The 21171-nt window shown below is 53.2% G+C and carries 19 protein-coding genes; 5 read left to right on the plus strand and 14 right to left on the minus strand.

Going from position 1 to position 21171, the window contains the following annotated elements; genetic code table 11:
* The first annotated feature begins 139 nt into the window (after window positions 1-139).
* Window positions 140-1357: an MFS transporter gene (locus tag C7820_RS10610; protein ID WP_116230913.1), complete on the plus strand. Its 1218-nt coding sequence runs from the start codon at window positions 140-142 to the stop codon at window positions 1355-1357.
* Window positions 1358-1495: 138 nt separating this feature from the next.
* Window positions 1496-2338 (plus strand): aldo/keto reductase, encoded by an 843-nt coding sequence (locus C7820_RS10615; RefSeq protein ID WP_116230914.1) that lies wholly within the window; start codon window positions 1496-1498, stop codon window positions 2336-2338.
* 107 nt (window positions 2339-2445) lie between these two features.
* On the opposite strand, the gene C7820_RS10620 is transcribed toward C7820_RS10615, so the two are convergent.
* The 5 genes from C7820_RS10620 to C7820_RS10640 form a co-directional block, all read right to left on the minus strand.
* On the minus strand, window positions 2446-3240 hold the full coding sequence (locus tag C7820_RS10620) for a spermidine synthase (RefSeq protein WP_258875200.1): 795 nt from the start codon (window positions 3238-3240) through the stop codon (window positions 2446-2448).
* 32 nt (window positions 3241-3272) lie between these two features.
* The gene (locus C7820_RS10625) at window positions 3273-3992 is read right to left on the minus strand and encodes a YebC/PmpR family DNA-binding transcriptional regulator (protein WP_076167139.1); all 720 of its coding nucleotides are present in this window, start codon (window positions 3990-3992) and stop codon (window positions 3273-3275) included.
* Window positions 3993-4090: 98 nt separating this feature from the next.
* The gene (locus tag C7820_RS10630; RefSeq protein WP_116230915.1) at window positions 4091-5041 is read right to left on the minus strand and encodes a glycoside hydrolase family 43 protein; all 951 of its coding nucleotides are present in this window, start codon (window positions 5039-5041) and stop codon (window positions 4091-4093) included.
* Window positions 5042-5274: 233 nt separating this feature from the next.
* On the minus strand, window positions 5275-5691 hold the full coding sequence (locus C7820_RS10635) for a VOC family protein (RefSeq protein ID WP_089546898.1): 417 nt from the start codon (window positions 5689-5691) through the stop codon (window positions 5275-5277).
* 259 nt (window positions 5692-5950) lie between these two features.
* Window positions 5951-6871, minus strand: a complete 921-nt coding sequence (locus C7820_RS10640; RefSeq protein WP_116230916.1) for a DMT family transporter — start codon at window positions 6869-6871, stop codon at window positions 5951-5953.
* A gap of 104 nt (window positions 6872-6975) precedes the next feature.
* Between C7820_RS10640 and C7820_RS10645 the strand changes: the two genes are divergently transcribed.
* Window positions 6976-7872, plus strand: coding sequence for a LysR family transcriptional regulator (locus C7820_RS10645; protein ID WP_116230917.1), 897 nt, complete (start codon window positions 6976-6978; stop codon window positions 7870-7872).
* A gap of 30 nt (window positions 7873-7902) precedes the next feature.
* Here the strand turns inward: C7820_RS10645 and C7820_RS10650 are convergent, their stop codons facing one another.
* The 5 genes from C7820_RS10650 to C7820_RS10670 all read right to left on the minus strand — a co-directional run bounded on the left by C7820_RS10650 (window position 7903) and on the right by C7820_RS10670 (window position 14583).
* Window positions 7903-9324 (minus strand): response regulator, encoded by a 1422-nt coding sequence (locus tag C7820_RS10650; protein WP_258875201.1) that lies wholly within the window; start codon window positions 9322-9324, stop codon window positions 7903-7905.
* A 2-nt stretch (window positions 9325-9326) separates the two neighbouring features.
* Entirely contained in the window at window positions 9327-11069 is a 1743-nt protein-coding gene (locus tag C7820_RS10655) for a sensor histidine kinase (protein WP_116230919.1), read from the minus strand.
* Between the two features lie 111 nt (window positions 11070-11180).
* Entirely contained in the window at window positions 11181-12701 is a 1521-nt protein-coding gene (locus C7820_RS10660) for an ABC transporter substrate-binding protein (RefSeq protein WP_116230920.1), read from the minus strand.
* A 39-nt stretch (window positions 12702-12740) separates the two neighbouring features.
* Window positions 12741-13640, minus strand: coding sequence for a carbohydrate ABC transporter permease (locus tag C7820_RS10665; RefSeq protein WP_076167155.1), 900 nt, complete (start codon window positions 13638-13640; stop codon window positions 12741-12743).
* Window positions 13641-13713: 73 nt separating this feature from the next.
* Window positions 13714-14583 carry an ABC transporter permease gene (locus tag C7820_RS10670; RefSeq protein ID WP_200631077.1) on the minus strand — a complete coding sequence of 290 codons (870 nt, stop codon included), beginning with the start codon at window positions 14581-14583 and terminating at the stop codon, window positions 13714-13716.
* Between the two features lie 326 nt (window positions 14584-14909).
* Here C7820_RS10670 and C7820_RS10675 point away from each other — a divergent pair, with 326 nt between their 5' ends.
* Window positions 14910-15761: an alkaline phosphatase family protein gene (locus tag C7820_RS10675; protein WP_116230921.1), complete on the plus strand. Its 852-nt coding sequence runs from the start codon at window positions 14910-14912 to the stop codon at window positions 15759-15761.
* A gap of 15 nt (window positions 15762-15776) precedes the next feature.
* The gene (locus C7820_RS10680) at window positions 15777-16754 is read left to right on the plus strand and encodes a metallophosphoesterase family protein (protein ID WP_116230922.1); all 978 of its coding nucleotides are present in this window, start codon (window positions 15777-15779) and stop codon (window positions 16752-16754) included.
* A 64-nt stretch (window positions 16755-16818) separates the two neighbouring features.
* Here the strand turns inward: C7820_RS10680 and C7820_RS10685 are convergent, their stop codons facing one another.
* The 4 genes from C7820_RS10685 to C7820_RS10700 form a co-directional block, all read right to left on the minus strand.
* Window positions 16819-18084 (minus strand): MDR family MFS transporter, encoded by a 1266-nt coding sequence (locus C7820_RS10685; RefSeq protein WP_116230923.1) that lies wholly within the window; start codon window positions 18082-18084, stop codon window positions 16819-16821.
* A 273-nt stretch (window positions 18085-18357) separates the two neighbouring features.
* Window positions 18358-18897, minus strand: a complete 540-nt coding sequence (locus C7820_RS10690) for a superoxide dismutase family protein (protein WP_116230924.1) — start codon at window positions 18895-18897, stop codon at window positions 18358-18360.
* Window positions 18898-19082: 185 nt separating this feature from the next.
* Window positions 19083-20171 (minus strand): Gfo/Idh/MocA family protein, encoded by a 1089-nt coding sequence (locus C7820_RS10695; protein ID WP_076167171.1) that lies wholly within the window; start codon window positions 20169-20171, stop codon window positions 19083-19085.
* A 15-nt stretch (window positions 20172-20186) separates the two neighbouring features.
* Window positions 20187-21134 carry a helix-turn-helix domain-containing protein gene (locus tag C7820_RS10700; protein ID WP_116230925.1) on the minus strand — a complete coding sequence of 316 codons (948 nt, stop codon included), beginning with the start codon at window positions 21132-21134 and terminating at the stop codon, window positions 20187-20189.
* Window positions 21135-21171 lie beyond the last annotated feature (37 nt).

The following is a 21171-nucleotide window of genomic DNA, read 5'->3' on the forward strand; positions in this document are numbered from 1 at the left end:
CTATCGTACTAAAAAGTACGTACTGTTCAAATTTACTTCACGGGTACATAATAACATTCACCGGCCGGTAATGACTACCCTGTAGCTTGATCGCAGCATCAAATAGATAGAACAACATATATAGGAGTGAGATCATACCATGTCTTTGGATAAAAAACGCGCAACCTTTGCCTTATTAGCTTTAGCCATCAGCGCGTTCGCGATTGGTACCACTGAATTTATCAGTGTGGGGCTGCTTCCCCTGATCGCCAATGACCTGCACATTTCGGTAACCCTTGCCGGGTTGACCGTTACGTTATATGCGCTCGGTGTCACCTTTGGAGCGCCGATTCTAACCTCTTTAACGTCTGGTGTGCCGCGCAAAATACTGCTTATCGGCATCATGCTTGTATTCATTGTCGGCAACAGTCTGGCGGCCGCATCCACCGGGATTGGTCTGCTGCTTACGGCGCGCATCATTTCGGCCTTGTCCCACGGCGTGTTTATGTCGATCGGGTCAACGATTGCCGCCGATCTCGTCGCGGAAAACCGCAGGGCCAGCGCCATTTCCATCATGTTCTCCGGATTGACGGTGGCGACCGTCACCGGGGTGCCGCTGGGAACATTCATTGGTCAGCAGCTCGGCTGGAGAGCCGCGTTTGTGGCGATCGTGATCGTCGGCGTTATCGCGCTGATTGCCAACCTGATCCTTGTACCGGGCAGCCTGCGCAAAGGCGTCCGGACGCCCGTCCGCGATCAGGTCAAAATTGTGGCGAACGGCCGCCTGCTGCTTGCTTTTCTGATTACTGCGCTTGGCTATGGAGGAACCTTTGTGGTATTTACCTACCTGTCGCCGCTGCTGCATGATGTTACCGGCTTTAAAGAATCAACCGTCGCCCTGATCCTGCTGCTCTACGGCATCGCCATTGCCATTGGTAATGTGATCGGAGGCAAAGCGGCCAACCGCAGGCCTTTATCCGCCTTATTGTATATGTTCCTGATCCAGGCGGTCATTTTGCTTCTTCTCACATTCACGGCTCCGTTTAAGGTCGCCGGGCTGATTACGATCTTCGGCATGGGGCTCCTTGCATTCATGAACGTGCCTGGACTTCAGGTGTACGTCGTAATGCTTGCGGAACGGTTTGCGCCGAAGGCCGTCGACGTCGCTTCGTCTGTGAACATTGCTGCATTTAACGCCGGCATAGCGCTCGGCGCGTATTTGGGCGGAATCGTGACCGATCATCTCGGCTTGATTCATACCGCATGGATCGGCTCGATCATGGTTGCCGCAGCCGTTCTGCTCACCTGGTGGAGCCGGGCGCTCGAACGCAAGGATACGGCGTCATCCGTTAGTGACAACAACATGCTCAGTGCGTAATCCTGATGCTTTTTTAGCTATCGTATCTAATGCGGATAAGTTCTATACAGTTCCGGTAATGATAAGCGAATGGGTTTCGAATTGCGGAGGTAACACAAATTTATATCATGATAAACAACATCTAGGAGGCAATTTATAATGACTCAACATGTACAAAGCAAAACGCGATTGAATAACGGCATCGAGATGCCTTGGCTGGGCCTGGGCGTCTTTAAAGTGGAGGAAGGCAGCGAGCTCGTCGAAGCCGTGAAAGCTGCTGTGAAGCACGGTTACCGGAGTATCGACACCGCTGCGGTTTATGCCAACGAAACGAGCGTCGGTCAGGGAATCCGCGAGGCGCTGGCCGACAACGGACTGAAGCGGGAAGACCTTTTTGTTACTTCGAAAGTGTGGAACGCAGACCTAGGTTACGAATCGACCATCGCCGCCTACGAGACAAGCCTGAAGAAGCTGGGTCTCGACTATCTGGATTTGTACTTGATCCACTGGCCGGTTGCCGGCAAATATAAAGAAGCGTGGAGAGCGATGGAGCGGCTGTATAAAGACGGCCGCGTCAAATCGATCGGCGTCAGCAACTTCCAGGTACACCACCTGGAAGATTTAATGAAGGATGCGGAAATCGTACCGGTCATCAACCAGGTGGAATTCCATCCGATGCTGACCCAGAAAGAGCTTCGCGACTTCACGAAGCAGCACAACATTCAGCTGGAGGCGTGGTCTCCGCTGATGCAGGGCGAGCTGCTGAACCATCCGCTGCTGAAAGAAATCGCTGAGAAATACGGCAAGTCCATTGCCCAGGTGATCCTCCGTTGGGATCTGCAGCATGGCGTCGTGACTATCCCTAAATCGACGAAAGAACACCGTATCGTTGAAAATGCATCGCTGTTTGATTTTGAGCTGTCCCAGGAAGATATGGACCGGATCGACGGGCTCAACGAGAACCGCCGTGTAGGTCCCGACCCGGACAACTTCGATTTCTAATTTTGTTTTATCATTCACCATACGAAAACGCCATCCCTCCGGATTCGGAAGGATGGCGTTTTTTAAATTCCATCGTTTTTGCATACTGTTCAAACCATGCTCTGGCATTACACGCGGTCTCTAAGAACGTATCCTTGCTCCAGCTTCACCTGCATAAAACCTTCCAAACCATTGACATCCGCTGCGGCCGGATTTTCCGAGCCCAGGAACAACACGTTCCGTTCTGCATCCCGTTCCCCTTCTGTCAGGGCGAAAGCTCGAACTGAAGTAAACACCTGCTCCATTGTGGTATGAATGGCACTTAGCACGGGGTCACGCTGCAGCTTGCCTGCTGCGTTCATGATCAGCATCCCGCCTGCCTTCAGCTTTTGCCGGGCCAGCGCAAAAAATTCCTCGGTCGTCAGATGATGAGGCGTCCCTTCGCGTGTAAACGCGTCTAAGATCACATAATCGAAGGAGCCGTCGGCCTGCTGCTCCAACAGGGCCCTTCCGTCTCCGATCTCGACATTATTCCAGCCGTATTGAAAATAGCTCCTGCTCAGCTCCACGATCTCCGCGTTGACCTCGGCCACGAGGCATTGATCTTCGCGAAATTGGCCGGCAATCGTTCCAATTCCGTGTCCGATCATAAAAATCCTGCCGGTTTCGGGCGTCCGCTCACGAATTAGCCGGACAATTTCGCGCGGATACTCCAGCACGATGCGGTCCGGATCCCGGAGGTCGATGGCACCTTGAACCGCGTTGTCTCCAAATTGAAGTACACGGAAGCGGCCTGTTTGACCAAACAGCTCATGCGCTTCGTAGACGACGATTTCCTGACTTCCGTTCGATTTTCTCGCCAATTCGTACAATTCCGTCTTCTCCTTTCCTACCGAAAAGAAGGCCATCGTCTTCTCAGACAATGGCCTTCTTCCGGCAAATCGCATCTCGCTGATTAATCTTCAAGCTCCACGTTGTGGTACACATTCTGGACGTCCTCCAGATTTTCGAGCGCATCGATCATTTTCTCGAATGCCGGCTGGGACTCGGCCGGAAGCTCCACATAGTTCTGCGCGATCATGGAAACCTCGGCAACCGAAAATTCGGTTACGCCAGCGTTCTGGAAGGCTTCCTGCACAGCATGAAACTGCTCCGGATCGGCATATACGATGACGGAATCGTCTTCCTGGATGATGTCGCGAACGTCGACATCCGCTTCCATCAGCAGCTCCAGAACTTCTTCTTCCGTCTTATCTTCGACGCCGATGACTGCGGTGGAATCGAACATGTAGGCGACCGATCCGCTGACGCCAAGGTTGCCTCCGTTCTTGCTGAATGCAGCCCGGACCTCTGAAGCGGTGCGGTTGACGTTATTCGTCAAGGCATCCACGATCACCATGGATCCGTTCGGCCCGAAGCCTTCGTACCGCAGCTCGTCATAGGTCTCATCAGAGTTCCCTCTCGCCTTCTCCAGCGCGCGGTCAATGATGGCCTTCGGCACATTGTACGTCTTGGCGCGTTCAAGAACGACCTTCAGCGCCCGGTTGGATTCCGGATCCGGCTCGCCCTGCTTGGCGACGACATAAATTTCCCGCCCGAAACGGGCATATATACGACTAGTGTTTGCGTCCTTCGATGCTTTCTTCTCTTTAATGTTATTCCACTTACGACCCATACGATCCGCTCTCTTTCACTAATATCAGATTCTATCGTTCCTTGTAGAAGACGTGTTCTATTATATCGCAAAAACGGTCTATTGAACAAGCTTCTGCCTTACGAATCGCTCTTCTCATGTGTCGGCAATGTTCTTGGCGGCACCCCTTCAAAGGTCAGCTTCACCGGCCTAATCCGGCCTTCGTGGTCAAACTCCATCCGGTCGATGCAGACTTCACGGTGATTCGCTGCGGTTTCGCTCAGCGGACGGCGGTGGTAAACGATGTACCACTCGTCTTCACCCGGAATCTGAATGACGCCGTGATGTCCCGCTCCCGTAGCTACCTCGGGATCCTGCTGCAGTATTTTGGCCTCCCGCACAAACGGTCCCAGCGGCGAATCCGAGACAGCGTACCCCACCGAATAATCCGGACCTCCCCAACCGCCTTCGGCCCACATAAAGTAATACTTGCCTTCGCGCTTGATCATGCACGGTCCTTCCACGAAATTCTCCGGTGTAATCTCCTTATATACCTCTCCGTCTGAAAAGGGAGCGATGCTGACCATGTCTTCGTTCAGCTTCACGACGTTGCAGTGCTTCCATCCCCCGTAATACAAATAAGCCTGACCGTCGTCATCGATAAAAACATGAGGGTCGATCGGCTGGGCTCCATGGTAAAACTGGTCGATCAGCGGCTTCCCCAGAGCATCCCGGAAAGGCCCTTCGGGCCGGTCAGCCACGGCAACACCGATGCCGCCCAGCTCCTCATTGCTCTGGATGTCGTTCGCCGCAAAATAATAAAAGTAGCGTCCATTTCGCTCGATCGGGGAAGGGGCCCACATCGCCCGTCTTGCCCATGAAATGTCCTTCATCTCCAGAATCCGTTCAACCTTGGTCCAGTGAACCAGCTCATCGGAATAGAACGCATCAAAAAATGTCTGGTCATCGTAAGCTGCCGAGTATGTAGGATATACCCAGTATCGGCCCTCAAAAATTCGGGGTTCGGGATCGGCATACCATCCGGGAAAAATCGGGTTGCCTGAACGGCGGTCGTTATCTTTAAGATTCACAATGCTGCTCCTCTCCACAAGTGACTTGTCCTGTATTTCATTTTACCAAACTATGGAACTGTTTTCCTATGAAAAAAGTATATCGACGTACCTTCAAAGAAGGCAGACTGCGTCTAAAAGAAGTTTCTCTTGCGAGATCAGGAAGCAGAGGCTCCAAAACTTATACTTTCTGATCTCTTCAAAAAAAAGGCACAGGCTCGGCAGCCTGCACCTTCTTTTCTATGATATCTGGCTTACTGCTGCTGCACGGCACTTGGATCCATATACATGACTTCCCACAAATGGTTGTCAAGATCCTGGAAGCTCCAGCCGTACATAAATCCGTGATCCTGCTTGTCATTGGACGGCTTGCCGCCCGCTTCCAGCGCCTTGTTGACGATTTCGTCCACCTGCTCGCGGCTGTCGGCGGACACGCACACGATGACCTCGTTCGTCTTGGAGGCGTCGGCGATTTCTTTATTGGTGAACGTTTGATAATACGGCTCAACCAGAAGCATGACATAGATATGATCACTGATGACCATGCAGGTTGCATTGTCATCCGTAAATTGAGGATTAAAGGCAAATCCGATTTTGGAGAAGAATTCGATCGAGTTTTTCAGGTTTTTAACCGGGAGATTCACGAAAATTTTGTCCAATTGCAGCGCCATTTAAAATTACCACCTTTTCTCGGAATATTCACGGTAACCTGAGCATGATCAGGCTCAACATTCGCTCCGCCAAGCGGAGATTTCTGAGTCTAGTCTGCCTTCACAGATCGTGATACCGTTTGACTTAATTGCATTCTATCATGGAAAGGACGCCTGCATTTCTTATAAATTGCTATCATCGCTGTTTTCTCGCAAAAAAATAAAAAAAATCCGCGATAAACGCGGATTTTGCTTTAACTTTTAGCCTCGTGCTCCCTCTTCATCGGGATCCCGGCCCTCCGTGTCCCTCAGGCACCGCAGGCAGCGCCGTCGCTCTTCTGCGCTGGAACCGTACGTTGACGAGCACAATGCTGGCAAGAACCAGAATAAGGCCGGCTACAAGATTTATCGTCACTTTCTCGTTCAGAAAAAGCACGCTCGAAAAGATCGAAACGATCGGAATCAGAAACGTAAACGAACCGATTTTGCTCGCTTCCCCTTCGCTGATCAGTTTAAAATAGACGAACCATCCTGCCGCGATGACGAAAACGGCGATAAACAGCGTATCCCAAATGAACGTCACGTTCCACTGGATCTGCGACCAGTCTTCCATTCCCGAACCGGCCAGCAGCAGAATGACACCGCCGATCGTAATTTGCATCGCTGTCAGCCAGGTCGAGTCGACCTTGGGTCCGATCTTCTTGACATAGGCCGTGCCAAGCGCCCAGGAGAGGGCTGTGACCAGCGCCAAAATAATACCGACGGCGGAAACACCCCCTGTGAACCCGCCGGCGCTCATGGTGGCGACGCCGGCAAAGCCGACGATCAGGCCAAGCATCTTCTGCTTCGTCATGGCCTCTCCCAGCCATAACCACGAGAACAGCCCAAGCAGCACAGGCTGGAGAAACACGATCGCCGAGAACAATCCGGCCGGCGTATACTCCAGTCCGATAGTTTGGACACCATAGTATATAACGATGCTGAGAAGCGCGGAGGTCAAATAGATCGGCCAGGTCTGACGCAGCCGCAATTGCTTCGCTTTAGGCAGAGCCACCAGCACGAGCAGCACGCCGCCGATCAATGCCCGCAAGCCGGCGAACAAGATTGGCGGCGCATAGTCCAGAGCTATTTTGGATAATGGCCAGTTGATTCCCCATACCAATATTAAAAAGATTAATAGTAACAATGTATTCTTCTGCATTCGCACGGAAGGTCACTCCTTGAATCATGGTCAATAACCATGATACAATACGTTGAACTATAAATAAAATGCATATTCCTCATAGGAGGTATAACATATCCGTTATGAATGAGACGCAGATCAGACTATTCGTGGCTGTCGCGGAAACGGGAAGCTTTACGAAAGCGGGCCAGATGATGAATATGACCCAGCCGGCGGTCAGCCGCGCCATATCCAGCCTGGAGTCCGAGCTCGGAGTTACCCTCCTGAACCGCCATCCGCGAAACGGTGTCGTCCTGACCGATATCGGCAAACGGATCGTGGTCACTGGCAGGGAAATTTTGCTGCAATACGAAAAAATTTCGCAGGAGGTTGCCGCCGAGAAAGGGCTGGAGACCGGCAGCATCCGTGTCGGAGCCTTTCCGGCCGCCGCTTCCTTTTATTATCCGAAAATCGTCCGGGCCATCAACGACAAGTATCCGAACATTAATATTCAGATGTATGAAGGCACCGTGGAGGAAGTCCGGCATTGGCTCGATGAGCTGGTCGTGGATGTCGGCTTCCTCATTCCGCCGCTGAACGATCTGGACACAAGGCTGCTGCGGAACGAAGCGCTTCACGTCGTTTTCCGCGACGATCACCCCTTCCGCAATTACAAGGAAATCCGGATTCAGGATCTCTCGGATGAGCCGATGCTGGTCTGCAAGGGCGGCTATGAGCTGCCGGTTATGGAGCTGTTCCGCGCCGGGGGAGCGAATCTGAACGTGAAGCATATTACGACCAACTATCCGACCGCCCTGAATATGATCAACGAAGGACTGGGCATCTGTATCATGTCGGAGCTGTCGCTGCAGAGCGTGCCTGAACATGTCATGAGCCGGGAGTTGACTCCCAAAGCGTACCGCAAGCTGCATCTTGCCGTTCCGTCCTTCAAACAGGCATCCATTGCCGTCAGATTGTTTGTGGATACGGCATTCCGGCTGTTCCCGCCTGCAGCAGCGCATCCCGACGAGCAAACTTAGGCGGCGGGATGCTGTACGGCATCCACGCCTTCAAACCGACTTTCGTCTGACCTGCTGGGGTGAGGCGTGATGCACCTTTTTGAACATTTTGGAAAAATGCGAAAAATTGTAGTATCCGAGAGACTTGGCCACATCAGAAATCGGCATGCTGGATTCCCTGATCATCTCTTTGGCGGCCTCCATCCGCTCACGAAGGATGTAATCCGTAATGGACTCTCCTGTTTCCCGCTTGAACAGACGGGACAAGTATGCCGGGTTCAAATGCACACAACAGGCGAGCTGCTCCCTTGTGATCGGTTCATGCAGATGCTCGGCAATGTAGCCTTGGACGCGTTGAATGACCGAAGGATGGCTTTCTTTCTCGGACATTACGGGGATAAGACGCTGGGCGGCGAGGCAGGTCTTCAGATCCCGCTCTACATCCTCAAGCTTTCCCAGCTCCAGCAGCTGTATCCAATTCCGGAGCTTGGCAGCAGGCACCTGGCCGTTCTCCGGTACGAACCCGGCCAGCCGGTACACCTCATTCGATTTGTTCAGATTGCCGTACTCCATCTCAAGCAGCTTTTGATAGGTTTCGCCAATTTCGAATAATGTCGACGGCTCCCCGATGTAACAGGATAAGGTGCAGTGAAAATAACGCCGGCAGGACTCCAGGTAGGCCATGCAGCGGTCATACAATGTATTTTCGGGTATTTCCCCATCTTCCGGACCGTACAAAATAACAACGTTGACCCCCTGCTTGGTTTGGATCACCTCACCGCGGCCGGGATCGAGCAACATTTCCTCCGCCGCTTTGCGGATGTTGTATTCCATCATTTCCTCATCACGGGTGCTGTACTCCCGCATCCACGATTCCACGCTGACCAGAACAGGCATGAAGGTCGTCCCCGATAAAGCAAGCAGCTCATGCTCCTGCAAAATTTTAAGCGCGTTATCCGGTGTGCAATGGATGCGCCGGGTAAGGACGTCGTTCCAGAATTTCTCGGTGATCAGTCCTTTTCTCTTCTGCCAGGTCTCATTGTACCGTGCCCTCAGCTCCGTCATCTCCCGTTCCTGCCTGACAGACTCCAGCGCCCTGGCGATCGACGACTTCAGCACGTCGTACTCGATCGGCTTCAGCAGATAGTCAAATCCGTCGAGCTGAATCGCCCGCTGCATAAAATCAAAATGGGCGTGAGCCGTCAAAAATATCGTTTCGGTTTCCGGCGAAATGTCATTAACGTGCTCCAGCAGCTCAATTCCGGTTCCTTTCGGCATTTCGATATCACAGATCATCACGTCGATCGCCGCACGCTCGAATACTTTCAGCGCGTCCCTGAGATTATAAGCCTCGTAAATCTCTGAAACCTGCAGCGCCTCCCAATCGACACCGCTCTTGATTCCCATAACGGCATACACCTCATCATCCACGATCAGCACTTTATACATCAGGTTCCCTCCAGTTCTGTTCATGATTAGGAAGCGAACTCCTCCACTCTCCGGTGGGGAATCGTCAGCGTGACGACAGCGCCGCCCTCAGGAGCATTCCCAAATGACAGTCCCGCGTCGCTGCCAAAAAAATGCTTCAAGCGGTACAGGACGTTCGTCATGCCCAGATGCTCGCCGCTTCGACTCTCCATATATACCCCTGTCCGCAGCAGCTGCAGCGTCTCTTCGTCAAACCCGGCGCCGTTGTCAGCAATGACGATCGTCAGCTCTCCCGTTCCTGCGTGACCGATACGGATATCGATATGAAACGGATGGTCCATAAAATCAAAGCCGTGTTTCATCGCATTTTCGACAAACGGTTGAATGAGCAGCGGCGGAACCGCCGCCTGGGCAAGCTCCTCCGGCAAATGGCAGGCGTATGTCACCTGGTCCGGAAAGCGGACCTGCTGAATCCGGATATAGCTCTCCAAATGTTCCATCTCCTCCGCTATCGTCACGGCCACCTGGTTCGTCCGGGTCGCAAAGCGGAAATATTGAACGAGATTCAGGCACATCAGCTGAATGACGCCGTAATTTTGTATTTGGGCCAAATTGTATACGATATTGATGGAGTTCAGCAGAAAATGGGGATTGATCTGAAGCTGCAGATGCTTCAGTTCCGCTTTGTGCGCCTTGATCTGCTCCTCGTACACGCTGATTTTCAGCTCTTGGATTTCGGAAGCCATATTGTTAAAGGTTTCATTGATGATCATAAACTCCTTCGATTTGGAAGGCTTCAGCCGGTAAGCCAGATTGCCGTTCTTGATGCTCCGCATACCACGGATCAAGCTGTTCATCGGCTTCAAGATGATATCGTTCAAGTAGATTAAATAAATGATCAGGACGATGACCGCCAAGACGGAAATCATCAGGATCCCCCGTCTGAAGTGGTACAGATTCTGAAGCATCCGGGCTTCCGGAATAAAGGCGCCCAGGCTGAGTTCCGTACTCTGGATCGGGTGCTGGACCACGATATACCGTCTTCCTTCCGCCATTACGGCCTGATAGGTATCGGTTGTATCTCCGACCGGCGGGATGTCCAGCTTGGGCGAATCGGGGGACGCCGAACTGGTGATCAATTCGCCCGTTTCGTTCAGAAAGCCGGCGTAGCCGTCCTCCCCGAGATGAACCAGATCGAGCGGGACCATCAAATTTTTCAACTGAACGAACGCCCCTAAATAGAAACCGTCACCCGCATCCACAAGCCGGATCAGGGCGTATTTGCCCTTGCTGTATGGAATCGCCTTCCACTGCATGAACACAGGGCTGTCCGGACGGGCATTTTTCACCACTTGCTGAATAGCCATTTGAATCGACTGCAGTTCGTCATAAGACTGCGTCCTGATCGGCGTATTGAACAAATCATGATTTTGCACCGAATAGATGAACTGAAGGTCCACGCTGTTATCGAACCGGTGATAGCGCGTAAGGCTGTTCAGGATCCGTGCCTTGGCCAGAACATATTCGTCTCCATCGTTCAGCAGCTGGGATAGCGCGGCAATGTTGGGATCCTCGACGGCGAAGTTGTACAAAAATTTGATCTCCTTGTTGAGCGCCGCCTCGATCTGGCTTGAATACAGGATGATCGAGTTTTTGTTCGAATCGGCCACTTGTTCCCGGACCGTGTTCATCGCGTAGTAATTGTTATAGAGCAAAAGCAAGAAGAGCGGAAGCGTAATGGCAATGAAGCCGATCACTAATTTGCTGCGCAGCGAACGTTTGATATTCATAGCTCTGTCGGTCCTTTTTGTCAAAATAAAGTGTTTCAGGAAGGGGAACAGGGAATCCCCATCCCCGGTTTAAAGCCATACCGGTTGGAGATTCCCTTGTAACTGCAGATGTTATGGATTCGCTTTCGCCCATTCGGCGAGCTGTTTGTCTACTTCCGCCTTGACTCTGTCAAAGCCGGCCGCCTTGCGTTTTTCCTTCCACTTGGCAATGATTTTCTCCGGATCCGCGGCACCGGAGCGGAGTGTGGCGTCAAACTCTTTTTCCACATTGGCGATGGAGGCCAGCTCCGATTTGACCGGCTCCTGGTCAAAAGCAAATCCGAGGGCGATCGACCGTTCCGCCCGCTCGTTGAACTTCTCGAATTCCTTCCACTTGTTTGGATCCTCGTTCGCCCACAGATACGAATTGAACTGGTTGCCGAACATCCAGCCTCCCGGATTCGGGTAGGTTTGCGTGTCCGCATTGACGCCTTCCGGATAATCGATGACCTGGTCGGATTTTTTCACGTAATGCTTGCCCTCAATGCCCCAGTCCAGCATGTTGAGCAGTTTCGGATCGTTGTACAGCAGATCGAGGAACATCATGGCCCGCGCCGGATCCTTGGATGTCCGGGAAATGCCGAGCATCGCCCCCTGCGCATCTCCCGTCGTCGTGAACGGCTCCGCCGTCTCGACCTGGACCAGGTCCACGCCCGTCGTGACGCTCATCTCCTTGTCTTTGCCCGGTTTCAGGGATTGGGCCACGGCGAACGCCTTGCCGGCTTTAATCATATTCATTCCCTGGTCGGCGTCAGAAGTTAGAATGTCCTTGTCGAACCAGCCGTTCTGATACCACTGATGCATCCGTTTGAAGAAGTCGATGAACTTGGGATCCTCCAGCGTATCGATCGCTTTAGGTTCCTTGCTTCCCCGCGGAACGGCCAGGTTCGCCACGATCCCGTCGTAATTGGCCGCACTCCAAGTATTCGTGAACTTGCTGGAGACGATCGGGGTCACGCCAGGCTCGTTGTCTTTAATCGTTTTGAACATCGCTTCCATATCTTCCAGCGACTTGACGCCATTGATATCGAATTTGTATTTGTCCACCAGCTTCTTGTCGAGCAGGAAACCGAAGCCCTGTCCGAATTCCTTCTTCGTCGGCAGCGCGTACAATTTGCCGCCGATCTTCGAGCCCTTAATGAAGTCATCTCCGAGAATTCCCGGAATGTCCTTGCCGTACTGCGCCATCAGCTCATCCAGTTCCACGAACTGGCCTTTGGCCACATCCTTGGCATACGAAAACCAGCTTGCCGTAAACAGCAGGTCGAACGGCTCGTTGGAAATCTTCATCAGGTTGGTCTTGTCATCCCATGACGCCCATTCAATCGGCCTAAGCTCGATCGTCGCGTTGATTTTTTCCGTCAGGTATTTGCTCATCTCATCCTGTACCAGCTGCAGATCCTTGGGTGCGGACGCCGGATACACCAGCGTAATTTTATAAGGCTTCAGACCGGTGCCGCTGTCCGAACCGGAGCCGCCGGCGGCCGTGCCCGCAGCTTCGCCGGAGTCACCTGCACCTCCTTTGCCGCAGCCCGTCAGGGCAAGCATTCCGCACAGCATCATGATCAGCACCAAATGGTAGGCTTTTTTCATTGTCGACGCTTCTCCTCTCAACGATTAAATGATGTAGAGTCAGCCCTTGACGGCGCCGCTCGTGATCCCGCTGATGTAATATTTCTGGAAGAACGGGTAAGCGAACAGCAGCGGGGCAATCCCGACGATGGCCAGCGCCATCCGGACCGTTTCCCGGGGCATCTTGGCCAGCAGCTCGCCCACCTGGGCGGAGCTTCCCGATTTCATCAGCAGGTATTGGATATTGGTTAACGTTTTGGTCATCAAGTACTGAATGTTGTACAGCTCAGGCTTATCAATAAACAGCATGCAGTTATACCAGTCATTCCAATAAGACAGCGTGTTGAACAGCCCGATGGTCGCCATGATCGGCAGCGACAGGGGCAGGACGATGCTGAAAAATATCCGGATTTCGCTGGCTCCGTCAATGGTAGCCGACTCCACGACCGACTCCGGAATAGTCGATGAGAAGAAGCTTCGCATCAAGAGCACGTTGAACGCGCTCAGCAGCAGATTGGGAATGATCATGGCGAAAATCGTATTTTTCAGGTCAAACATGTTGACGTACGTCATATACCAGGGCACCATCCCCCCGCCGAACAGCATCGTAAAGAAAATATAAAAGGATAACGTACGCCGCAAGGGCAAATCCGGGCGGGACAACGGATAGGCGAACAACGCGGTCATGAGCAAACTAACCACCGTTCCGATCAGCGTCGTCAGGATGGTGACACCGTAAGCCTTGGCAATTTCCGAGAAATCGTTAAACAAAAACTGGTACGCGGCAAAGCTGATTTCCTTGGGGAACAAGGAATACCCCTTCTGCAGAATCGAATCCTCGCTCGAGATCGACACCATAAAAATCAGTATAAAGGGAATCAATGATGCCAGTGTAAAAGCCCAGAAAAACAGGTGGATCAAGGAAGGGCCGATGATTTTTTTCACGCTTGCTGTCCTCATGACGTTCCTCTACCTTTCTTGGAAAAATCAATGTACGCTTGCACACATCCCTTGCGACGAAAGACGCTGCTCCTTAAAACAAAGCGTCGCGCTTGTTGATCCGCCGGACAGCTGCGTTGGCTGCCAGAATCAGGACAAAGCAGACGACCGATTGATAGAAGCCCGCCGCCGAGGACATCCCGATGTCGCCAGACTGCGTCATCGCCCGGTACACAAACGTATCGATCGTATTCGTGGTCGGGATCAGCGCGCCCGTGTTCATCGGCACTTGGTAGAACAAGCCGAAGTCGCTTCGGAGGATTCCGCTGACCGCAAGCAGTGTCATCGTAGTAAGGACGGGCGTGATCAGCGGGATCGTAATCCGCGTCATCTGCTTCCACTTGCTGGCGCCGTCGATGGTTGCCGCCTCGTAATACTCTTTGTCTATCCCGATAATTGCGGCGAAATAGATGACCGACAAGTACCCGACGTTCTTCCACGCATTAACGATCACGAGAATATACGGCCAGTAGCGGGGCTCGCCGTACCAGGAAACGGCTTCAGCGCCGAACCATTTGGCGATAAGCCGGTTTACCAGTCCGCTCTCAACATTCAGAAAGCTGTAGACCAGGTACGCCACAACGACCATGGAAATGATGTGCGGCAGCAGAAAGGTGCTTTGGTAGAACCGGGTGATGACCTTGTCCCTGATTTCGTTAATCAGCAGCGCTGCGAGGACGGCCAGCACCAGATTCAGGACGATAAACACGAAGTTGTATAGAAAGGTGTTTCTCGTAATGACATAGGCGTCCTGGGAGTTGAACAAAAATTTAAAGTTGTCCAGTCCCGCCCATTCGCTTCCCCAAATGCCGTCGACATAATTATAATTTTTGAAAGCCAGGATGACGCCGTACATAGGGATATAGTTGTTGATGAATAAATAAATGACTCCCGGCAGTGTCATCAGCAGCAGCCATTTGTATTTCTTCAGTTGTCTCCGGAACGTGGAAACCCGCCGGATCTTTGCCGGGCTCACCGCATTCCGGTCCAGCTGCACCGCCTCTTGCATGATCTCACTCCTTTTTGTCGTATCGTGACCTGTAACCCCTTACAAATCCGATTCTATATGGTGCAAGCAAAGTCCGGCTACCACGATGATGACTTCCTGCTAACGCTCTGATGACTTGTTTGCCTAATTCCCAATCGGTGGTTGACACCCCGTACGGGAATCTTTATGCTAGGGGCTGATCGATCCTATGAAAGCGAAATCATTTTTGGGGAGGTTGACCCATGAGCAATGCAAATGCCGTTTCGCGCGTATTCATTCTGGGAATGGACGGCGCCGGCAGCTTTATTCAGCACACGGCTACACCGGTCATCGACGCTTTTCTGGCAAAAGGGGCCGTCACCTATGACGCCCAGGCGCAGTCGCCGACAATCAGCGCGGAATGCTGGGGCTCCGTGCTCCACGGCGTTGTGCCGGAGAAGCACGGGCTAACGAATGAGGTCGCTGCGAGCGAGCCTTATCCTACCGAATCGCCTTACCCTTCCGTATTCCGGCTTGCAAGGAAGGCATGGCCCGAGGCCAAGCTCGCCTCCTTCACCAGCTGGAGCCCGATCAATGACGGGATCGTTGAGGATGGCATCGGAATACATAAGGAATCTCTGCCGGATGCCGATCTGGTTCAGGCCATCCAGAACTATCTGGAACAGAATCCGGACGTCAAACTGCTGTTCATGCAGCTGGATGAACCTGATGCGGCCGGACATAAGCATGGCTATGGACCGGACTCTCCGGAATATTTGAATGCGATTAAACAAAATGACGCCCTGTTCGGTCAGGTGCTCGGTACCCTCGAGCGGCTGGGACTTCTTGAAGACAGCCTGGTGGTTTTATTGACCGACCACGGCGGCGGGGGCGACGACAAATTCAGCCACGGCAGCGATCATCCGATGGACAAAAAAGTGTTCTGGGGCTGCGTAGGACCGGGAATCGCGCCGGGAACAACCATCGGGGAAATCTCGATTGTGGACACTGCGGCTGTCGCCGCAGCTGCCCTCGGACTGGACATTCCGGATGCCTGGGATGCCGCTGTCCCTGCCGGCTTGCTCCAGACACGGTCCATGCCAGAAAACGCATAGCGGGAGGATAGGCAGATGAGGAAAACATTGCGGTTTCGCGAGGACGGTACGTTTACCATTGTCCAATTTACGGATACGGAGTTTTACGAGCCTGATGATGAAGAGCTTCAAATGAAGGATATGATGCGAAGGATTATAGAGGCGGAACAGCCCGATCTGGTCGTCTACACCGGTGACGTGATCGCCAGCAATAAAAGTCCGAATCCGGCCGCAGCGTTCCGGGATGCAGTGTCGGTTCCGGAGCAGATGGGCATCCCCTGGGCAGCCGTCTTTGGAAACCACGACTCCGAGGCTCCCGATATGACGCGGGAACAGCTTCATGCCCTGCAGCTGTCCCACCGATACTGTTATGCGATTCCCGATCCGCCCCACGTCAAGGGCACCGGCAACTATTGTTTGGAAATCAGGGATTCACATCGGGACAACGTGGAGGCCGCCCTTTACTTTTTGGATTCGGGCAGCTACTCGCCGCTGGAGCACTTACGCGTCGGATTTTACGACTGGATCCGCCGCAGCCAGATTGAATGGTATACTCAGCAGTCCTATCGTCTTACGGCAGGCAACGGCGGGGTCCCGCTGCCATCGCTAGCCTTCTTCCATATCCCGCTGCCCGAATATAACGATATTTGGGATTTCTCGGTCTGTTATGGGAACAAGCTTGACCGTCACTGCTGTGCGCCCTGGATCAACACCGGTTTTTTTGCGAGCATGGTTGAGATGGGCGATATTCTCGGTACTTTTGTCGGCCATGATCACGGCAACGATTTTTGGGGAACACTGCACGGTATCCGCCTGTGTTACGGTCGGACCACCCGCAATGCCTATCTGGATCAGCCATTTATGCCCGGCGCCCGGGTCATTCGGCTCACGCAAGGACAGCGAAGTTTTGACACCTGGCTGCATCTGCAGGACGGGTCCGTCATACGCGACCAGCCAGTCCATGCACCGACAGGCAGACCCGTTCAGGCGGGAATGCCGGCAGCAGCCGAATAACAGCCTAAAAAAAGCCGTTCAAGCGATGCGGATTGCCTCCGCTCTTGAACGGCCTTGTTTGGGTTCAACCTGTGATTTCGGCTTGCTTCTCGTAGTAGCTTGCCGGAATGATTTTAAAAACCTGAACATACAAAAGCGAGCTGAGGATTGTTGCCAGGAGGATGAAGCCGAAGACGACCACCGGAGGAAACCACGACGACAGCATAATCGTAACCGGAGCGATAAACCGGCCGACCGAGAACTGCAGATTCGCCGCCCCCATGTATTGCCCTCTCGCGTGTTCAGGCGCATATTTGCTGATGAAGCTGTCGGTGACGGGGCTCCGCGACAGCTCGCCGATCGTAAACACAAACGTAAACACCAGCAGCAGCCACACCTGCGTCGTCAAACCGATCAAGAACATCCCTCCGCCAAACAGCAAGGCCGACATGATCAGGATGTTCCGTTCGGACCAGCCCTCGAACAGCTTGGTAACAGGAAGAACGCACAGCACGAACAGCAGGCCGTTTAGCCCCAGCATCAACCCGAATACCTGCGCACTGCTCAGGTTGAGCGTCCAGCCGCTGAAAGACAGCAGCGCCTGTCCCGGCACGTATTCTTTGACATACATCGCCAAATACATATCCAGCTGCATAAAAGCAACCGTCACCAGGATGCCCGCGGCAATATAGAGCGCAAATACCTTGTCCTTAAAAATGACGCCGTAACTTACCACCTGCTCCTTCAAGATAGCGGTCAGCTTGCTGCGGGTACGATTCATCCTTGCCGATGCCGGGAGCGTCTCCCTGCTGAACAATAAAATGGTCAAAAAGTACAAAAGCGTTACCGAAGTGCAGGTCCACAACAGCTCGTGCCGGTACTGGAAGAAGAATACCGAACCCAGCGCCGGGCCAAAGACCGCCCCGATATTTCTGCCCGTCACGAAGGTTGCGAACACCATCCGCCGGTCCTTTTCCGGAGTGACGTCGGCCACCATGGCCGAGCTTCCCGGCGAATAGATCGCCCCTCCCAGCCCGAGTCCGATATATGCGGCATAATCGAGCCAATGGGACGGGGATAACGCAAAGGCGGCAAACATGCAGGACTGCATGCAGGCCCCGAGCAGCATGGCGGGCCTCCGGCCGAAGCGGTCCGCCAGATACCCGCCGAACAAGCTCCCGAGCAGGCTGACCAAGGGGGGAACAGCCATCAGCATACTGGCCGCGGTCTTACCGAACGCGTCGCTGAAAAACAAGGTCATGTAAGGAAAGTACATCCAAAACAGCAAATTGAAAAGTGTGTCGCCGATCAGCCGGATTTGCAAGTTCAAATCCCATTTAAGCCAGTTCACAACAGAGGTTCCTCCTGTTTTATGATGGGGTCGTTTCGCTTCCTGAAGAATCATTGGCGGTGAAAAAGCCGATCATGTGGAAAAAATGGAAGGAGTTTTAATATATCACAGGAATATGGAGCCGGGCAACGTTTTTTTGCAAGCGATAACAATCCCGTTACGATATGTGCTTGTGACACGGCGGGAACACAAAAAAAACTCCTGAAGGCATCTTTCCTTCAGGAGTGTATATCATCGCTATCGGCAGCCAGGAATGCTGACGGCAGGCCGCAGCTATTCAATCCGCGCACAGGCGATCCGGTTGCCGGAGTTCCCTGACGGGTCGGTCACGTAATCGTCCGCTTTCTCATGGATGATGATCGCGGTTCCACCCGGCTTCAGGAGCGAATTGTCGGCTCCCTTTTTAAGCGTTACGGACTGGGTTTCCAAATCGGCAGTAACCGTCCCGTCCTGCTTCACCTGAATGTTCAGCAGGTCTCCGGCATGATAGCCCTTCGGATTATGGAAGCCGTGCTGCTTGCCGGTCGGGTTGAAATGGGCTCCGGCTGTTTTAAAGTCAGGCGGATCACACTTGCCGTTTTCGTGGAAATGAATGCCGTGCTCACCAGGCGGCAAATTCGCGGCTTCGATATGGATCTGAACGGCGGCTCCTTTTTGAGTCAGAAGCGCCGTCCCGACTTCTCCGCCTTTGGAATCCACGATTTTCACCTTCAGCTGCGGCTCTTCCGAATTGGCATAAGCAGCCGGTGTTGCAGCGGCAGATCCGAGCAGAAATCCGGCGCTGAGGCAGACGGACATCACCATTTTTTTCATACTTGCACTCGTCCTCCTGTATTCTGGTTTTAGGTCTCCCAAAATCAGGTTTGCCTATTTCCCGAAAAAGATAACATCTGTGCCGGACGGAAATCCGAAAAATAAAAGCAGCCCGAAGATCCCGGATCGGGAAATTCGGACTGCTGTAACCAAGCGGGTTAAAGCAATGGACTTCGTTAGCGCGGTTACACGAGATCAGGAATATGAATCTCAACTTCCTTCTTCGTCTGCGCGGAGCGGATAATGCCGTCGATAATGGCCTGATTCCGCAAAATTTCCTCGCCCGGAATCGGAGCCGGCGTGCCTTCACGCAGCGCGCGGACAAAATCCTTGATTTTCTCCTCAAACACGTTGATTTCATGCTTGATGAGCGGAATATTGCTCTCGGTATGATGTCCCTGAATGTCATGGAACAGCGAGATGGAGCCGACATGCCCATCCCATACCCCGCTCCAAGGGCCGCTGCCTGCCGGAAGCACCTTCATGCCCGCATCCGTGCCGAGGAACATCGTCGCACCAAGCGTATCCATATGCATCGCCCAGGACGTCTTGAAGTTCAGGACCAGGTCTCCTTCGAACCGGACCATGGCCACACCGAAATCCTCAACGTCAAATTGTCCGGCTTCCGCGTGGTATTTCGGATTGGTGCCAAAATAGTTCGAGGTATAAGCGGAGACGGTCAGCGGCTTCGGATAGCCAAGCGTGTTGAGCGCCAGATCCAGCGAATAGCAGCCGATATCGGCCATTGCGCCTGCGCCGGCGATATCTTGGCGGATAAACGTTCCGCCCGGCATGCCGCGGCGGCGTCCGCCCCCGGTTTCCACGTAATACACTTTACCCAACTGCCCGTTCTGGACCATGTTTTTAATGATGGCCATGTTCGGGTCGTAGCGAGGCTGGAAACCGACATTCAGCATCTTTCCGGTTTTCTTGGAAACCTGCACCATTTCGACCGCTTCGTCCAGCGTGACCGACATCGGCTTCTCCAGCATGACGTTTTTGCCGGCCGACAGCGCGTCCACCGTTGTGCGGTAATGCGCTACGTTCGGCGTACAGATGCTTACGCCATCCAGATCCAGCTCGAGCAGCTTGCGGTGGTCGTCAAAGCCGGTCGCATCCGGCAGGTCCCAACGCTCAATGAATTGCTGCGCTTTGTCTGGCAGAATATCCGCCACCCCGACGATTTGAACATCCTCGATTCCTTTGTAAGCCCGGGCATGCGCTCCGGCAATGCCCCCGCTTCCGATAATGCCAATCCGAATTGTTTTTCCCACGAGATCGTAATCCTCCTATACTTTCGCGTTCTTTCTCCGGTATTCCGACGGCGTGTAGCCGTACCTCTTCCGAAAAACGGTATGCAGATAGCTTCCGCTGGAAAATCCGCCCTGAACGGCGATTTTCTCGATGGACCAGCGCGTCTCCACCAGCTGGCGGCACACTTCCTGCAGGCGGAAATCTTCCAAAATTTCGCTGAAGGACCGCCCGCCCCCCTGATCCTTAATGATCCGCTGCAGCTGCCTTGAGCTGATATGCAGCTTGTCGGCCACATCCTCCAGCACCACTTCGCCGGAAGAGTTGGCATGGATGTACTCCAGAGCCAGCTGGTACCGGTAGGCCTTCATGTCCCTGGACGGAAGCTCCGCCTCCCGTGGTTCCGGCTCGTAAGCGCGCACGGCACGGAGCAGAATTTGAATGATGCAGTTTTTGATCGTTGTATACAGTCCTAAATATTTTTGCTGTGAGGCGTTGAAGGCCTCCAGGAAGAACGGCATCGCCCTGTACGTATCCATCACGGGCTTCAGCGGCAGCGTCCGCAGCTTCTCAATGCAGTCATGCGCCTCGGCCGCCTCCCACGGATCGGCGTATGGACGCGGCGACTGGCCGGCATCCGGCACCTGCGACAGGTCCCGGATATCCACATGCAGACACAGCTCATCCATCGATTCCTCGGGATCCGCTTCCTGGTAATGGAGCACCTCCGGACCTGTCAGGTAGAACATGCCCTCCTGAAGAGCATAGGGTTCATCCACCAGGATCACCGTTCCCTTGCCGCGCGGTATAAAGTGAAACTCAAACTCGGCATGCTTGTGAAAGGATACGATTTTCCCCGGAGGAAAAGAAGTCAAATGAAAACGTATCACCCGAATCTCATAATTTCCCCAATAGATGCGTAAATCCAGACGCTCCAAAGCATCCTGGCGTCCCTGCATAGTTTCGTATGGAAAATTATTCATCATTGCAGCAACATCCTTATGTCTGATAAGTTCTGTGATG

Origin of the sequence: Paenibacillus sp. VMFN-D1, from assembly GCF_003386155.1 — a bacterium.
GTDB classification, from domain to species: Bacteria; Bacillota; Bacilli; order Paenibacillales; family Paenibacillaceae; genus Paenibacillus_AQ; species Paenibacillus_AQ favisporus.

Coding starts and splice junctions, on each gene's coding strand:
- C7820_RS10640 (WP_116230916.1), bottom strand. CDS start 6,871: ATGCAGAAGAATACATTGTTACTATTAATCTTTTTAATATTGGTATGG.
- C7820_RS10675 (WP_116230921.1), top strand. CDS start 14,910: ATGAGCAATGCAAATGCCGTTTCGCGCGTATTCATTCTGGGAATGGAC.
- C7820_RS10625 (WP_076167139.1), bottom strand. CDS start 3,992: ATGGGTCGTAAGTGGAATAACATTAAAGAGAAGAAAGCATCGAAGGAC.
- C7820_RS10645 (WP_116230917.1), top strand. CDS start 6,976: ATGAATGAGACGCAGATCAGACTATTCGTGGCTGTCGCGGAAACGGGA.
- C7820_RS10655 (WP_116230919.1), bottom strand. CDS start 11,069: ATGAATATCAAACGTTCGCTGCGCAGCAAATTAGTGATCGGCTTCATT.
- C7820_RS10615 (WP_116230914.1), top strand. CDS start 1,496: ATGACTCAACATGTACAAAGCAAAACGCGATTGAATAACGGCATCGAG.
- C7820_RS10670 (WP_200631077.1), bottom strand. CDS start 14,583: ATGACACTGCCGGGAGTCATTTATTTATTCATCAACAACTATATCCCT.
- C7820_RS10660 (WP_116230920.1), bottom strand. CDS start 12,701: ATGAAAAAAGCCTACCATTTGGTGCTGATCATGATGCTGTGCGGAATG.
- C7820_RS10690 (WP_116230924.1), bottom strand. CDS start 18,897: ATGAAAAAAATGGTGATGTCCGTCTGCCTCAGCGCCGGATTTCTGCTC.
- C7820_RS10610 (WP_116230913.1), top strand. CDS start 140: ATGTCTTTGGATAAAAAACGCGCAACCTTTGCCTTATTAGCTTTAGCC.
- C7820_RS10635 (WP_089546898.1), bottom strand. CDS start 5,691: ATGGCGCTGCAATTGGACAAAATTTTCGTGAATCTCCCGGTTAAAAAC.
- C7820_RS10680 (WP_116230922.1), top strand. CDS start 15,777: ATGAGGAAAACATTGCGGTTTCGCGAGGACGGTACGTTTACCATTGTC.
- C7820_RS10665 (WP_076167155.1), bottom strand. CDS start 13,640: ATGAGGACAGCAAGCGTGAAAAAAATCATCGGCCCTTCCTTGATCCAC.
- C7820_RS10650 (WP_258875201.1), bottom strand. CDS start 9,324: ATGAACAGAACTGGAGGGAACCTGATGTATAAAGTGCTGATCGTGGAT.
- C7820_RS10700 (WP_116230925.1), bottom strand. CDS start 21,134: ATGATGAATAATTTTCCATACGAAACTATGCAGGGACGCCAGGATGCT.